We start from the raw sequence: 13,663 nt of genomic DNA on the forward strand, positions 1-13,663 counted from the left end.
AACTCTCCTTAGCTGAGCACCAGGTGCTCCTCGGACTCGGCGCCGGCACACACCAGCTCCGATGCCGCCAACGCCGCCCGGTGGTAGGGCGGAAGGTCCATGCCGGACGGCACGATCTCAACGCACGGGTCGTGCTCGCCCAACGCCCGCAGAACACGCTGCAACTCACCAGTCAGCCGGGCGTGGCCGGTGGTGGCCGCCACCAGCAGGACGCGGTTGATCCCGGAGGGACCGATGCGCCAGCAGGAGCGAACCTCCCCGACCCCGTGCCGGCCTCGCAGCGTGGCTCCGAGAACGACGGTCGCGGAATCTCCCATCGGCACCCGATCGGGTGATTCCGGGGAAAAGGTGTAGTCGGTGGGTGGCAGTTCGTCCAGCCCTTTGACCGAACTGACAGCACCGGGTTCCGCCCCGTAGGGCACCAGCGCGTCCTGCAAAAGGCGCAGTTCGTGATCAGTCAGAGGGATGCGTCCGTGCAGCAGAGTGCGCGGCAGCGACCGCGCGAGCACCGCATACGCGTCCGAAGCCGCCCAGTCCCGGTACCGCCACAGCAGGTCGTCCGGAAGGCGTCCGGCGAGCCTGAGCAGCAGTTCGTGGCACGTGTCCGACATGTCACACCTCGACGATCAGTTCGATCTCCACTGGAGCGCCGATCGGCAGCTCTGCGACCCCCACAGCCGACCGGGCGTGCTTGCCCTCTTCACCGAAGATCTCGCCGAGCAGCTCGGAGGCGCCGTTGATGACACCAGGCTGTCCCGTGAAGCCCTCGGCGGAGGCCACGAACCCGACAACTTTCACGACTCGCTTGATCGAGTCAATCCCCACGAGCGCGTGGACGGCCGCGAGAGCGTTGAGGATGCACGTCGCGGCGTACTGCTTGGCCTCGTCCGGGGAGACCTCGGCGCCGACCTTGCCGGTGGCGGGGAGCTTGCCCTCGACGAACGGCAGCTGGCCGGAGGTGAACACCCACGGGCCGCTCTGCGTGGCGGGCACGTAGGCGGCGAGCGGGGCGGCGACACCGGGGAGCTCGATGCCGAGCTCCTTCAGGCGGTTGCTCCAGGTGCTCATGCCTTCGCCCTCTTCAGGTACGCGACGTGCTGCTCACCCGTCGGGTTCGTCAGCACGGTGACCAGCTCCCAGCCGTCGTCGCCCCACTGGTCGAGGATCTGCTTCGTGGCGTGGATCAACAACGGCACGGTCGCGTACTCCCACTTCGTCATGCGCGGAGCCTAACTTGCCACCCGATCGCCCTCTGCGCGGTTCTCGCACTTCGAGCTACCTTGATCACATGGAGACCTGGCGGATCATCGCCACCAGCCTGTTCGCGGCAGGTGGGCTGGTGATGGTGCTCGTCGCCATGGCCCAGGTGCGTGACCGCAAGCACAGCCGGCGCACGGAGGTCGTCCAGGCCGGACTGATCGGCCTCGTGGTCGTGGGCGTGATCACGCTGAGCATCGCGCTGTGGCTTCCCTCGGTCGTCGCGTGGGCGTTGGTGGCCGCGACAGCGATCGCCGTTCTCTTCCTCACCATGGTCGATTGACCGACCGATCCACGTTCGACCGATTTCACACATAGTCTGGACATGTGACGTCGTGGACCGAGGAGCTGACCCGAGCCCGTCTGCACGTGGTCTCCGGCAAGGGCGGCACGGGCAAGACGACGGTCTCGGCCGCGCTGGCGCTCGCGCTCGCCACCGGTGGGCGCCGGGTGCTGCTGATCGAGGTCGAGGGCAGGCAGGGCATCGCCCAGCTCTTCGACCGGGCCCCGCTGCCCTACTCCGAGGAACGGATCGCGTCCGCGCCGGGCGGCGGCGAGGTGCACGCGCTCGCGATCGACGCGGAGGCCGCGCTCCTCGAGTACCTGGCGATGTTCTACAACCTCGGCTTCGCGGGCCGCACGCTGCGCAAGATGGGCGCGATCGAGTTCGCGACCACGCTCGCGCCCGGCCTGCGCGACGTCCTGCTGACCGGCAAGGTCAAGGAGTGCGTGAACCGCACCGGACCGGACGGCCGCCACCTCTACGACGCCGTCGTGCTGGACGCGCCGCCCACCGGGCGCGTGGTCAAGTTCCTCGACGTCACCAAGGCCATGGCCGACCTCGCCAAGGTCGGGCCGATCAAGGGGCAGAGCGACGGCGTCGTGCGGCTGCTGCACTCCGGTGACACGGCGGTGCACCTGGTGGCGCTGCTGGAGGAGATGCCGGTGCGCGAGACCCTGGACGCCGTGACCGAACTGGACGGCGCCGACCTGCGTCCGGGCGCGGTGCTGGTGAACAGGGTCCAGCCGGTCCGGCTGCCCGCGCGTTCGCTGCCGGTCGCGGCCGAGGGCAGGCTGGACGAGTCACGGGTGCGGGCGGGGCTGAACGCCGCCGGGCTCGACCTCGACGAGTTCACGCTCGAAGGTTTGGTCGACGAGACGGTGGAGCATGCCATCCGGGTGCAGTCGCAGCAGGAAGCCAAGGAACTGCTCTCCGAGTCGGACCTGCCGACGCTGGAGCTGCCGGACCTGACGGACGGGGTGGACGTGGCCGCGCTCTACGAACTGGCCGAGGCGCTGGTCGCGGCGGGTGTCCGATGACCACCAGGCTCGACTTCGACCCGTTGCTCGACGACCTGGAGACGCGCGTCCTGGTCTGCTGCGGCTCCGGCGGCGTGGGCAAGACGACGACCGCGGCCGCGCTGGCGTTGCGCGCGGCCGAACGCGGCAGGCGCGTGGTCGTGCTGACGATCGACCCGGCACGGCGGCTCGCGCAGTCGCTGGGCCTGCGGGAACTGGACAACCACCCGCGCGAGGTCGTCGTCGACGGCTTCGAGCCCAAGGGCGAGCTGTTCGCGATGATGCTCGACATGCGTCGCACGTTCGACGACATGGTGCTGACCCACGCGGGCCGCGACCGGGCCGACCAGATCCTGTCGAACCCCTTCTACCAGACCATTTCCTCGTCGTTCTCCGGCACGCAGGAGTACATGGCGATGGAGAAGCTGGGCCAGCTGGTGGCGCAGGACGAGTGGGACCTGATCATCGTCGACACCCCGCCGTCGCGGTCGGCGCTCGACTTCCTGGACGCGCCGCAGCGCCTGTCGACGGTGCTCGACGGCAGGTTCATCAGGATGCTGTCGGCGCCGGCACGTGCGAGCGGCCGAGGGCTGCTCAAGATCGTCGGAACCGGTTTCAGCCTTTTCACCCGTGCTGTGTCGACGATCGTCGGCGGCCAGCTGTTGCAGGACGCGTCAACTTTTGTTCAGGCGTTCGACAGCATGTTCGGAGGATTCCGCGAACGCGCGCAGCGCACGTACGAACTGCTCCGCTCGCCCGGAACCGGTTTCGTGGTGGTAGCGGCGGCGGAACCGGACGCATTGCGCGAAGCGAGCTATTTCGTGGAACGGCTCAGCGCCGAGAACATGCCGTTGTGCGGGCTCGTCGCGAACAGGACCCATCCCGTGCTCGCGGGGGATCTGCCCGCGGCGAAGGCGGTCGCCGCAGCGGATGACCTGGACCGCTCCGGTGACGCGCCGCTCGCCGCGGCAGTGCTCCGGCTGCACGCGGACCGGGTGGCAGTGGCCGATCGTGAGAAGCGGCTGCTGGCCCGGTTCACGCGTGCACACCCCGGCGTCGCGCTGGTCGGCGTGCCCGCATTGCCTGCTGACGTGCACGACCTCGACGGCCTTCGGGAGATAGGTCGTCGACTCGCCGGCGAATAAGCGCCTAGCTGACCCTCGTGTCTTCGACGTGCTCTTGACGTGCGTTGTCGAGCAGTTCGAACCACGAGTCAACGTCTGGACGACGACGCAGCAGAGCACGGCGTTCGCGCTCGGTCATGCCTCCCCAGACCCCGAACTCGATCTTGTTGTCCAGCGCTTCGGCCAGGCATTCCATGCGCACCGGGCATCCCAGGCACACGAGCTTCGCCTTGCGCTGCTCCGCACCTCGAACGAAGAGCTGGTCCGGCTCTTCGTCACGGCACGAAGCGTTGATACGCCAATCCCCCTGGTTCATATCCCCCACTCCTCAGTGCTGTCCAAATGTGGAAATCCGCCACACCCCTGCCACGGATGCCGTAGCGTTCGAGCCACGGCTGCATTCCTTGGACGTTGACGGACTGTAGTGCTGTTCGGTTCCCTGTCCAAGCCTGGGTCACCCGACTGTTACCTGTCTTGCGTATGTCTACTCATGCTGAGTAACGGCACTTACTGATCACCTTCACCCGTTCGTGTACGGCGTACGCTGACCCGCGTGCGAGTCAGGAATGGCGTGCTCAAGATGCTCGGCCTGTGCCTGCTGGCTGGGGTTCTCCTCGCCGGCATGCTGTTCCCAGTCGTGGGTGCGACAGGCCTCGTCTCGAACAGAGCCAGCGACACTGTGGACAGCATCTCGGCCGACCTGGTGACGACGGATCCCCCGTTGATCACCACGGTCACGGACAAGGACGGCGCCCCGATCGCCTACCTGTTCGACCAGTACAGAGTCCTGACACCTCCCGAGAAGATCTCGCCGACCATGAAGGCGGCGCTGATCTCGGTCGAGGACCGCCGGTTCTACGAGCACCAGGGCGTGGACTGGAAGGGCACGATCCGAGCCGGGCTGACGAACCAGGTCAGCGGGTCGGTGTCGCAGGGCGCCTCCACGCTGACCCAGCAGTACGTCAAGAACTACCTGGTCCACGTGGTCGCGCGGAACAACAAGCTGGAGCAGGCCAAGGCCCAGGAGCAGACCATCGCGCGCAAGATGCGCGAGGCCCGGATCTCGTTGCAGCTGGAGCGAAAGCTCGGCAAGGAGGAGATCCTCGCCCGGTACCTCAACGTCGTTCCATTTGGTTCGACCATTTACGGCATCGCGGCGGCGGCGCAGGCTTACTTCAACACGACGCCGGACAAGTTGACGGTTCCTCAGGCCGCGATGCTCGCGGGAATGGTGAACAGTCCGTCAGCACTCGACCCCGAAGCGTATCCGGACAAAGCTTTGGAGCGGCGCAACAAAGTGATCGACCGGATGGTCGAGAACGACAAGCTGTCGCGTGACGCGGGTGAGGCGGCGAAGAAGGAAGGACTGGGTCTCGCGACTCCGGTTCGCACACCACCGAACGGTTGTGTCGGCGCCGGTCCGGAAAACGGCTTCTTCTGCTCGTACGTCGTGAACTACTTGCAGCGCGCGGGTTTCAGCGAGGAACAGCTGCGCACCGGCGGTTACACCATTCAGACCACTTTGGACAGAGCGGTCACCCAGCAGGCGAAGGCGGCGGCCGAGGCCGGCGTCGGCAAGGGCACCGACGGCATCGCGAACACGATGGCGATCGTGAAGCCCGGCAAGGACCGCCACGACGTGCTGGCGCTGGTCGCGAACCGCGACTACGGCCTGAAGGCCGACCTGCGGCAGACGACGTACGACCTGCCCAGCGGCGTGGAGAACAAGTTCGGCGCCGGTTCCGTCTACAAGGTCTTCACGGCCGCGGCGGCGCTGGAGAAGGGTCTCGGCATCGAGAACGTCATCCCGACGCCGACCTCGCACACCTCGCGGGTCTTCAAGGGTGGCGCCCAGCGCTGCCCGAGCACCGGTGAGCCCGGCACGCGCTGGTACTGCCTGTCGAACTTCGACTCGAGCTACCCGTCGTCCATGACGCTGCAGCAGGCACTCGCGACCTCGCCGAACACCGGCTTCGTGATCCTCGAGGAGCAGACTGGCATGGACGCGGTCGTGGACATGGCCTCGCGGCTGGGCATGCGCGAGACGATGGCGACGAACCTGCAGGGCACGAGGCCCGACCCGAAGGCCAAGGACAAGCAGAACCGCGTCTCGCAGACCGAGTTCTACAAGCAGAACGGCGGCAACGCGTCGTTCACGCTCTCGCCGGCGCCGGTGTCCACTCTGGAGCTCGCGAACGTCGCCGCGACCATCGTGAGCGGCGGAAAGTGGTGCCCGCCCACGCCGATCACGAAGGTGCTGGACCGCAACGGCAAGCCGATCCCGGTCAACGAGGCGCCGTGCGAGCAGGTCGTCGCCGAGGGGCTCGCGAACGGCCTCGCGGTCGGCATGAGCAAGGACGACGTCGGCGGAGGTACCGCCGCGGCCGCCGCCCGTGCCGCCAAGTGGACCCGCCCGATGATCGCCAAGACGGGCACCACCGAGGAGTACAAGTCGGCGGCGTTCATCGGTGCGACCCCGGACTTCGCGGGCGCCGTTCAGACGTTCAACGACGGCAACTCGCCCCGCCCGATCTGCGTGGGCGCCGCACCCCGGTTGTGCGGCAACGGCAACATCTTCGGCGGCACCATCCCGGCCAAGACGTGGTTCGAGACGATGTCGAAGATGCACGCGAACCTGCCGGTGGCCCAGCTGCCGCAGGTGGAGCAGCGCTACCTCAAGGGCGGCCGCGAGATCCAGGTGCCCGACGTCGTGGGCAAGCAGTCCAACGACGCCGTGCGGATCCTGGAGCAGGCCGGCTACAAGGTCAGCCAGCAGTCGGTGAACTCGGAGAAGTCGAAGGGCACGGTCGTCAGCCAGTCGCCGCGCGGCAACGCGTTGCGCGGCACGGTGATCACGCTGTCGGTGAGCTCGGGGTACGTGCCACCGCCGGTGGCCACGGAACCGCCGGCGCAGCCGCCGCCCAACCCCGGCAACCCGAACGAGCCGCCACCGATCACGCTGCCGACCGAACCGGAACCCCGGTAGCGCTCAGCCGAGCAGCGCTTTGAGGCGCTGCACGCTCACGTCGACGTGAGCCCGGATCTCGGCGACCGCCCTGTCGCGGTCGCCGAGGCGGATGGCGTCGACGATGGCCTCGTGCTCGGCCACGACCTCCTCCGGCGTCTCGGACTTGCTCAGGACCGTGAGGTAGAAGCGCAGTTCCTTGGTCAGCGAGGCGAAGAACTCGTCCAGCCTCGTGCTGTCGAGCAGCGCGACGATCGTCTGGTGGAACGCGAGGTCGCGGTCGACGATCCCGTCGCCGGTCCGGGCGGCTTCTACGAGGGCGTCGAACGCCGTGGTGATCGCCTCGAGCTGCTCCGGGCGCGGGGTGCGGGCGATCGCGGCGGTCTCCAGGCGTTCGCGGGCCGTGTAGAGCGCCTCGATCTTCTCCGGCGTGGGCGCGATGACGACGGCGCCGCGGTTGACCTCGTAGCGGACCAGTCCGGTCAGCTCCAGGATCCGGACGGCCTCGCGGATGGTGTTGCGCGCGACGCCGAGTTCGGCCGCGATCGCGCTCTCCCTGAGCCTGTCACCAGGGCCGAAAGCACCGGCCATGATCCGTTCGGAGAGGCCGTCGGCCAGCTGCTGGGCCGTGGTGGTGCGGCGCACTTCGAGGCCGTCGAGGGCTGACATGTGGCCAGTTTAACGGGTTGCCCTACAGTTGAACTGTACTACAGTTTGAGTCATGGACCTGACAGCGTTCAAGGCGCTCAGCTTCGACTGCTACGGCACGCTCATCGACTGGGAGACCGGCATCGCCGCGGTGCTGTCACCGTGGGCGCGCGAACAGGGGCTCTCGCTGTCCGACGAGGAACTGCTGCTCGCATACGGGAAGCAGGAGTCTGCGGTGCAGGCGGCGACGCCGTCCTCGCTGTACCCGGACGTCCTGGCCACGGCCTTCCGGCAGACCGGCGCCTCACTGGGGCGCGAGGTGAGCGACGAGTGGGCGCGGCGGCTGGGTGACTCGGTGCCGGACTGGCCCGCGTTCCCCGACTCCGCGGACGCGTTGGCGCGCCTGGCGTCCCACTACCGGCTGATCATCCTGTCGAACGTGCACCGCGCCGGGTTCGCGGGCAGCAACCGGCAGCTGCGCGGGGACTTCGCGGCGATCATCACCGCGGAGGACGTCGGCGCGTACAAGCCCGCCGAGAACCACTTCCGGGCACTGGATCGCGAGTTGGGTTCGCTGGGCGTGGAGCGTTCGGAGCTGCTGCACGTGGCGCAGAGCCTGTTCCACGACCACGTCCCGGCCAAGCGGGAGGGGCTGCCGTCCGTGTGGATCAACCGGCGGAGCGACCGGCCGGGCTGGGGCGCGACGCCGGAGCCGTCCGGTGACTTCAGCTACGACCTGGAGTTCGGGTCGATGGGCGAGTTCGCGGACGCGGTCGGCAAGGCGTTCTGAGCTGGGGTGCCGCAGCGGTCGATCACCGCTGCGGCACTGCGTTCTAACCGGCGAGCCTGGCCTTCACCGCGGCGGCCACCCGGCCACCCTCGGCGCGCCCGGCGACCTCGGCGTTGACGGCCTTCATGACCTGGCCCATCTGCTTCTGCCCCGGCGCCTCACCGAGCTGCGCGGCGACGGCGTCGTACGCCTTGTCCACAATGGACTTCAGCTCCGCGTCGTCGAGCTGCTTCGGGAGGTAGATCTCCAGCACGGCGAGTTCCTGGCGCTCCAGGTCCGCCTTCTCGGCCCGCCCGGCGCCGTCGAAGGCCTCCGCGGCCTCCTTGCGCTTCTTCGCCTCACGCGCGAGGACCTTCACGACCTCGTCGTCGGAGAGCTCACGGGCCTGCTTGCCCGAGACCTCCTCGTTCGTGACGGCCGTGAGCGCCATTCGCAACGCACCGGCCGTGACGGTCTCCCGTGCCTTCATCGCGACAGTCAGGTCGTTCTTCAGCCGCGTCTTCAAGTCCGCCATGGCGCAGAACGGTACCGCCCTCCGGATGCCGCGCCGATCGAGTTAACGCCCTTCCGTACCCTTGACGCGTGAACAAGCTGGGCCGCGCCCTCCTCGCCACGACCGCTCTCGGCGCCGCGACCGTCGCGTACGCGGCGGGAATCGAGAGAAGGCACTGGACCCTGCGCACCGCCACGGTGCCGGTCCTGTCCCCCGGAGCCAAGCCGATCCGCGTGCTGCACATCTCAGACCTGCACATGACGCCGAACCAGGTGTCGAAGCAGCGCTGGGTGGCCGCGCTGGCCGACCTGAACCCGGACTTCGTGGTCAACACAGGCGACAACCTCGCGCACAAGGACGCCGTCCCCGGCACGTTGCGCGCGCTCGGCCCGTTGCTCGACAAGCCGGGCGTGTTCGTCTTCGGCAGCAACGACTACTACGCGCCGAGGCTCAAGAACCCGGTCCGCTACCTGCTGCCGTCCGCCAAGACCAAGCGCATCCACGGCGTGACGCTCCCGTGGCGCGACCTGCGCGCCGGCATGATCGAACGAGGCTGGGAAGACCTCACGCACCTGCGCAAGACCATCATGGTCGGCGGCCAGGCCATCTTCTGCGCGGGCCTCGACGACCCCCACCTGAAGCGCGACCGCTACGCCGACATCGCCGGCGCCCCGGACCCGTCAGCAGCCCTGCGCCTGGGCGTCACGCACTCCCCGGAACCGCGCGTGCTCGACCCGTTCGCCGCCGACGGCTACGACTTCGTGATGGCGGGCCACACGCACGGCGGCCAGCTCCGCATCCCGTTCTACGGCGCAGTGGTGACGAACTGCGAACTGGACCGCGGCCGCGCCCGCGGAGTTTCGCGCTGGGGCTCGCACATGTGGATGAACGTGTCCGCCGGCATGGGCACTTCGCCGTACGCGCCGGTGCGGTTCTGCTGCCCTCCGGAGGCTTCCCTGCTGACCTTGGTTCCGCGGCCCGTTACGCCTGGTCAGGGGCGAAATGAGGGGGTCCGATTCGGAGCTGGCGCGGACATGATGTAGAGTTCTACATGTTCCCAGCCGGGGTGTGGCGCAGCTTGGTAGCGCGCTTCGTTCGGGACGAAGAGGTCGCAGGTTCAAATCCTGTCACCCCGATTGAATAACACGAATCAGCTCCTGTTCGCAGAAATGCGGATGGGAGCTGATTTGTTTCTGCAGCCGTTTTGGGGCGACTTCCGAATCTCATGCCCTCCACTCGGCGGGGAAGTCGCCCTCAAGCCGCTCGACCGTCGCGTCGAGCATCGAGGCGACGTTCCCCAGAGCCGGCAGCGGGACCAGTTCACGCCCAGACCATCTCGCACGACCGGCCCGATCTCGGCTCAATTCCATCCCGGAGTGGAATCGAGGCGTTTTCTTTCGTCGTGAATTTGTCTCGCCTTTTGTTTGTCGACAAGTCGACCAGAAGGTCCCTTCGCACACAGGGTCGAAGGTCCTTCGCGATCACCGCGAAAAGTCATCAACGTTCCCGATAAGTCACTCGATCGTGTGACGCGTCTCGACACGGGCAGCCGTAGACGCCACCGTCGTTGCATGACACTGCGCCATCGTTCCGGATCAAATCATACGGAACGACCACGTAGCGTTAACCCTTACGAGTGAAGGTTGACGGTTCAACTGACGTTGCGTAACGGGAGTCTTGATCCAAACGACGAAGGCTGTGGTTCAGCCGCCGTTGAATAAGTCGGGAGATGTCAGTGATGGACTCCGCCTCCGCCGCCAATGCTGCTTCCAGGTCGTGGATCGTCATAGCGGCCAAAGCAATTGTGGTGCTGCAGTCCCTGGGGATCGTTTACATGTTCACTTCCGCTTGGGTGACGGCCGTGGTGGCCGTCGGTCTCATCGTCGTTTTCATCGCGGTCAGGGCGTTGTCGCGGGCTTCGCGGCAGGTCGACCGGATCTTCGACGAGGAGCTCGGGCGGCAATAAGCTCGGCACCATGCTGACGCGGGTGTCGGAGGCTCTGGTGAAGCCGGGCCGGGAGCAAGAGTTCGTCGCACGGGTGCGGGATCTCGTCAGGACGTTTCCCGAGATCCACGACGGGCTGGTCGGGCACGAGGTGCTCGTCGACCTCGACGACCCGCTGCGCGTGCAGTACGTGAGCCGGTGGCAGGACGAGCAGGCCCTGGAGAACTACGCCGGGCCTGGCTGGCGCACCGATCCGGTGACGTTCCCGGACGAGGACGAGTACCTGCAGCGGCCGTTGACGCTGCGGCACTTCCAGGACGTCAGTTGATGAAGCCCCGTGCGGGCAGGCCTTCTGGGAAGCGTTCCAGGGCCTCGCCGGCGGCCAGGGCCAGTGACTCCAGCGTTTCGGTCTCCGCAGGGGTCGCGGTGTGCGGGACGGCCCAGTAGCAGCCGATGGCGCCGAGCGGTTCCGGGCGCAGGATCGGGGCCATCAGCAGGCTTCGCACAAAAGTCGGCCGATACGCTTCCTGAGGGATCCTCGAATCGAAGCGGATGTCCCTGATCGCCACGGTTTGACGATTCAACATCGCCCATCCGCTGATGCAGTTCACGGCGGGGAAGCGCTGGCCCTTCCACAGCGGACTCATCGAGTCCTCGTCGGCGTAGTAGCAGAGGTCACCGTCGAGCAGCACCAGCGTCGCACCGTGCGCGGCCAGCGAAGACCTGGCCGTGGTGCGGACGACGCGTTGCACTTCCTCCAACGTGGCGGCCCCGGCGAGGCGATCCATCGTTTCGGACATGCATCAACGTTAACTCTCGCGGGACCCCACACCTAGAATCTCTGACTCGATTCAACTAATCAGCGGCGGTTGCTCGGTCTGTGGCCTTGCGACAAAGAATGTTGATGCCTTGCGAATATCCACCGCTTCACGGCCGGGTGCCCTCGCCAGCGGGGCTGCGCGGGCTTCGGCGGCAGCGGTGGCGCACCCCACTGTGGTGGTTGTGTCACGTGGATTCCCCCTGGAACCGGCCACTGACTCTAGTGTTGAACCGTGACGACGCACCCTTCTCCCGACATTCCGGAACAGCTCTTCGAGGACCCGGCCGCCGAGACCCGGTGGCGTGAGCGGTTCACCGCTCCCCGCATGAGCCTGCCCGGATGGGCCGACGACGCACCGGACCGCACCCTGTACGTCTCCAACGCGAGCGGCGTGTGGGAGATCTACTCCTGGGACCGCGCGACGGACGAGCACCGCAAGGTCACCGACCGCCCGAACGGCACGTCGCACGCCACGCTGAACCCGGACGGCACCGAGATCTGGTGGTTCGACGACCACGACGGCGACGAGTTCGGCGTCTGGGTGCGCGAGCCGTTCAAGGCCGACGGCAGCAAGGCGGAGCCCGCGGTCGCCGACGTGACCCCCGGCTACCCGGCGGGTCTGGAGATCGGCCGCACCGTCACGGCCGTGGCCGCGTCGACCGACGACGGCACCACGGTGTGGCTGGCGCGCAACGGCAAGAGCGAGGTGCTCTACCAGCACGTCAACGACGCCGGCGTCACCGCGCTGTCGAAGGACGAGTCGATCGTCGTGATCGCGCACTCCGAGCACGGCGACAACAGGCACATGGCGCTGCGCGCGCTCAACGCGGAGAACGGCGAGACCATCGCCGAGAAGTGGGACGGCAAGGGCAAGGGCCTCGACGCCATCTCGTTCAGCCCGGTGCGCGGCGACCAGCGACTGCTGGTGCTGCACGAGCGCCGCGGCCGCGAGGAACTGCTGATCTGGGACGTCGCCGCCGGCACCGAGCAGGAGATCGTCCTCGACCTGCCGGGCGAGGTCTCCGCCGACTGGTACCCGGACGCGTCCGCGTTGCTGATCGTGCACACCCACCACGCCCGCAACACCGCGCACCGCTACGACCTCGCGACCGGCGAACTGTCCACTCTGGACACCGCGCCCGGCGTGATCGGCTCGGCGGGCGTGCGCCCGGACGGCACGATCGAGTACTCCTGGTCGTCCGCCGAGAGGTCCACGGTCATCCGCGCGCTGGCGACCGACGGCACCGAGCGCGTGCTGGTCGAGCCCGCCGGCGCCAAGCCCGCGACGTCCGCGCCACTGGAGGACGTGTTCGTCGGCGACGTGCACGCGCTCGTCTCGAAGCCGGACGGCGAGGGCCCGTTCCCGACGGTCTTCCTGATCCACGGCGGCCCGCACTCCTCCGACGAGGACCGCTTCTCCGCCTACCGCGCGGTGTGGCTGGACGCAGGGTTCGCCACCGTGCACGTGAACTACCGCGGCTCCAGCGGCTACGGCTCGAAGTGGCGTGACGCCATCGAGGGCCGTCCGGGCATCACGGAACTCGAGGACATCGCCGACGTGCACGACTGGGCGGTCGAGTCGGGTCTCACCGACCCGTCGAAGTCGGTCCTCAACGGCGCCTCGTGGGGCGGCTACCTGACCCTGCTCGGCATCGGCACCCAGCCGGAACGCTGGACCGTCGGCGTCGCGGGCGTCCCGGTGGCGGACTACTTCGCCGCCTACGAGGACGAGATGGAACCGCTGCGGGCGTTCGACCGCGCGCTGTTCGGCGGCTCCCCGGAGGAACTGCCCGAGCTGTACGAGGAGTGCTCGCCGCTCACGTACGTCGACCAGGTCACCGCGCCCGTGCTGATCCTCGCGGGCGAGAACGACCCGCGCTGCCCGATCAGGCAGATCGACAACTACCTCGACGCACTCGCGGCCCGCGACCACGCCTACGAGATGTACCGCTACGACGCGGGCCACGGCTCGTTGGTCGTCGCCGAGACGATCCGTCAGACGGCGGCCGAGGTGGACTTCGCTCGGCGGCACCTGGGCGCGAAGTAGGTCATGATCGCGAGTTGTCCACAGGCTGCCGATTCGCTGACCAGCGGTTATCCGAACTCGGGTAGCCTGTGGACAGAGCGGGAACCAAATCCGGGATCCGCGCGTTGCGTCATGAGGAATCGCGCGGGGAGCGGTGTGCACGGCGCTTGGCCACGCTGACATGGCCGGTGTGGCACGGCGACCTGGCCGGTGCGACATGGCTGGAGCGACACGGCTGGAGCGACACGGCTGATGCGACACGGCCGGAGCGACACGGCCGGAGACGACCTCGGAAC

The 13,663-nt window shown here is 67.8% G+C and carries 16 protein-coding genes and 1 tRNA gene; 10 read left to right on the forward strand and 7 right to left on the reverse strand.

From position 1 onward, the window contains the following. Positions 1-8: 8 nt before the first annotated feature. The 3 genes from ACIQF0_RS17370 to ACIQF0_RS17380 are packed head-to-tail and all read right to left on the reverse strand — an operon-like array spanning position 9 to position 1,220. Positions 9-611: a hypothetical protein gene (locus tag ACIQF0_RS17370; protein WP_360045893.1), complete on the reverse strand. Its 603-nt coding sequence runs from the start codon at positions 609-611 to the stop codon at positions 9-11. Between the two features lies 1 nt (position 612). Beyond that, complete coding sequence (locus ACIQF0_RS17375; protein ID WP_401030513.1) at positions 613-1,068, reverse strand: RidA family protein; 456 nt, start codon at positions 1,066-1,068, stop codon at positions 613-615. After that, positions 1,065-1,220 carry a DUF4177 domain-containing protein gene (locus ACIQF0_RS17380; protein ID WP_089950120.1) on the reverse strand — a complete coding sequence of 52 codons (156 nt, stop codon included), beginning with the start codon at positions 1,218-1,220 and terminating at the stop codon, positions 1,065-1,067. The genes ACIQF0_RS17375 and ACIQF0_RS17380 overlap by 4 nt, the downstream gene beginning before the upstream one ends. A 68-nt stretch (positions 1,221-1,288) precedes the next feature. On the opposite strand from ACIQF0_RS17380, the gene ACIQF0_RS17385 reads away from it, so the two are divergent. The 3 genes from ACIQF0_RS17385 to ACIQF0_RS17395 are packed head-to-tail and all read left to right on the forward strand — an operon-like array spanning position 1,289 to position 3,701. After that, positions 1,289-1,540 carry a hypothetical protein gene (locus ACIQF0_RS17385; protein WP_360045897.1) on the forward strand — a complete coding sequence of 84 codons (252 nt, stop codon included), beginning with the start codon at positions 1,289-1,291 and terminating at the stop codon, positions 1,538-1,540. Positions 1,541-1,584: 44 nt separating this feature from the next. Then, entirely contained in the window at positions 1,585-2,577 is a 993-nt protein-coding gene (locus ACIQF0_RS17390) for an ArsA-related P-loop ATPase (RefSeq protein WP_360045899.1), read from the forward strand. Next, on the forward strand, positions 2,574-3,701 hold the full coding sequence (locus tag ACIQF0_RS17395) for an ArsA family ATPase (protein ID WP_401030515.1): 1,128 nt from the start codon (positions 2,574-2,576) through the stop codon (positions 3,699-3,701). Before ACIQF0_RS17390 ends, ACIQF0_RS17395 begins: the two co-directional genes overlap by 4 nt. A 4-nt stretch (positions 3,702-3,705) precedes the next feature. On the opposite strand, the gene ACIQF0_RS17400 is transcribed toward ACIQF0_RS17395, so the two are convergent. Next, positions 3,706-3,996 (reverse strand): WhiB family transcriptional regulator, encoded by a 291-nt coding sequence (locus tag ACIQF0_RS17400; protein ID WP_089908081.1) that lies wholly within the window; start codon positions 3,994-3,996, stop codon positions 3,706-3,708. 237 nt (positions 3,997-4,233) lie between these two features. Here ACIQF0_RS17400 and ACIQF0_RS17405 point away from each other — a divergent pair, with 237 nt between their 5' ends. Then, the gene (locus ACIQF0_RS17405; RefSeq protein ID WP_401030517.1) at positions 4,234-6,666 is read left to right on the forward strand and encodes a transglycosylase domain-containing protein; all 2,433 of its coding nucleotides are present in this window, start codon (positions 4,234-4,236) and stop codon (positions 6,664-6,666) included. A gap of 3 nt (positions 6,667-6,669) precedes the next feature. On the opposite strand, the gene ACIQF0_RS17410 is transcribed toward ACIQF0_RS17405, so the two are convergent. Next, positions 6,670-7,314, reverse strand: a complete 645-nt coding sequence (locus ACIQF0_RS17410; RefSeq protein WP_401030519.1) for a GntR family transcriptional regulator — start codon at positions 7,312-7,314, stop codon at positions 6,670-6,672. A gap of 52 nt (positions 7,315-7,366) precedes the next feature. Between ACIQF0_RS17410 and ACIQF0_RS17415 the strand changes: the two genes are divergently transcribed. Beyond that, positions 7,367-8,083, forward strand: a complete 717-nt coding sequence (locus ACIQF0_RS17415; protein WP_401030521.1) for a haloacid dehalogenase type II — start codon at positions 7,367-7,369, stop codon at positions 8,081-8,083. Positions 8,084-8,126: 43 nt separating this feature from the next. On the opposite strand, the gene ACIQF0_RS17420 is transcribed toward ACIQF0_RS17415, so the two are convergent. After that, positions 8,127-8,597 carry a GatB/YqeY domain-containing protein gene (locus ACIQF0_RS17420; RefSeq protein WP_360045909.1) on the reverse strand — a complete coding sequence of 157 codons (471 nt, stop codon included), beginning with the start codon at positions 8,595-8,597 and terminating at the stop codon, positions 8,127-8,129. 68 nt (positions 8,598-8,665) lie between these two features. Here ACIQF0_RS17420 and ACIQF0_RS17425 point away from each other — a divergent pair, with 68 nt between their 5' ends. From ACIQF0_RS17425 to ACIQF0_RS17440, 4 genes are all read left to right on the forward strand, one after another. Further along, positions 8,666-9,619 carry a metallophosphoesterase gene (locus tag ACIQF0_RS17425; protein WP_401030523.1) on the forward strand — a complete coding sequence of 318 codons (954 nt, stop codon included), beginning with the start codon at positions 8,666-8,668 and terminating at the stop codon, positions 9,617-9,619. Positions 9,620-9,638: 19 nt separating this feature from the next. Beyond that, a tRNA-Pro gene (locus ACIQF0_RS17430) sits at positions 9,639-9,712 on the forward strand. A 698-nt stretch (positions 9,713-10,410) separates the two neighbouring features. Next, positions 10,411-10,542, forward strand: coding sequence for a hypothetical protein (locus ACIQF0_RS17435; RefSeq protein ID WP_401030525.1), 132 nt, complete (start codon positions 10,411-10,413; stop codon positions 10,540-10,542). Between the two features lie 10 nt (positions 10,543-10,552). Next, complete coding sequence (locus tag ACIQF0_RS17440) at positions 10,553-10,849, forward strand: antibiotic biosynthesis monooxygenase family protein (RefSeq protein WP_401030527.1); 297 nt, start codon at positions 10,553-10,555, stop codon at positions 10,847-10,849. On the opposite strand, the gene ACIQF0_RS17445 is transcribed toward ACIQF0_RS17440, so the two are convergent. Next, the gene (locus ACIQF0_RS17445) at positions 10,842-11,321 is read right to left on the reverse strand and encodes a GAF domain-containing protein (RefSeq protein WP_401030528.1); all 480 of its coding nucleotides are present in this window, start codon (positions 11,319-11,321) and stop codon (positions 10,842-10,844) included. The genes ACIQF0_RS17440 and ACIQF0_RS17445 overlap by 8 nt on opposite strands. 252 nt (positions 11,322-11,573) lie before the next feature. On the opposite strand from ACIQF0_RS17445, the gene ACIQF0_RS17450 reads away from it, so the two are divergent. After that, complete coding sequence (locus ACIQF0_RS17450) at positions 11,574-13,388, forward strand: S9 family peptidase (protein ID WP_401030530.1); 1,815 nt, start codon at positions 11,574-11,576, stop codon at positions 13,386-13,388. Positions 13,389-13,663 lie beyond the last annotated feature (275 nt).

Origin of the sequence: Lentzea sp. NPDC092896 (assembly GCF_044754905.1) — a bacterium.
In the GTDB taxonomy this organism is placed as follows: domain Bacteria; phylum Actinomycetota; class Actinomycetes; order Mycobacteriales; family Pseudonocardiaceae; genus Lentzea.

Bases quoted from the DNA above. Each gene is read 5' to 3' on its own strand.
- ACIQF0_RS17435 (WP_401030525.1), top strand. From the start codon at position 10,411: ATGTTCACTTCCGCTTGGGTGACGGCCGTGGTGGCCGTCGGTCTCATC.
- ACIQF0_RS17440 (WP_401030527.1), top strand. From the start codon at position 10,553: ATGCTGACGCGGGTGTCGGAGGCTCTGGTGAAGCCGGGCCGGGAGCAA.
- ACIQF0_RS17445 (WP_401030528.1), bottom strand. From the start codon at position 11,321: ATGTCCGAAACGATGGATCGCCTCGCCGGGGCCGCCACGTTGGAGGAA.
- ACIQF0_RS17415 (WP_401030521.1), top strand. From the start codon at position 7,367: ATGGACCTGACAGCGTTCAAGGCGCTCAGCTTCGACTGCTACGGCACG.
- ACIQF0_RS17370 (WP_360045893.1), bottom strand. From the start codon at position 611: ATGTCGGACACGTGCCACGAACTGCTGCTCAGGCTCGCCGGACGCCTT.
- ACIQF0_RS17395 (WP_401030515.1), top strand. From the start codon at position 2,574: ATGACCACCAGGCTCGACTTCGACCCGTTGCTCGACGACCTGGAGACG.
- ACIQF0_RS17410 (WP_401030519.1), bottom strand. From the start codon at position 7,314: ATGTCAGCCCTCGACGGCCTCGAAGTGCGCCGCACCACCACGGCCCAG.
- ACIQF0_RS17380 (WP_089950120.1), bottom strand. From the start codon at position 1,220: ATGACGAAGTGGGAGTACGCGACCGTGCCGTTGTTGATCCACGCCACG.
- ACIQF0_RS17375 (WP_401030513.1), bottom strand. From the start codon at position 1,068: ATGAGCACCTGGAGCAACCGCCTGAAGGAGCTCGGCATCGAGCTCCCC.
- ACIQF0_RS17385 (WP_360045897.1), top strand. From the start codon at position 1,289: ATGGAGACCTGGCGGATCATCGCCACCAGCCTGTTCGCGGCAGGTGGG.
- ACIQF0_RS17400 (WP_089908081.1), bottom strand. From the start codon at position 3,996: ATGAACCAGGGGGATTGGCGTATCAACGCTTCGTGCCGTGACGAAGAG.
- ACIQF0_RS17420 (WP_360045909.1), bottom strand. From the start codon at position 8,597: ATGGCGGACTTGAAGACGCGGCTGAAGAACGACCTGACTGTCGCGATG.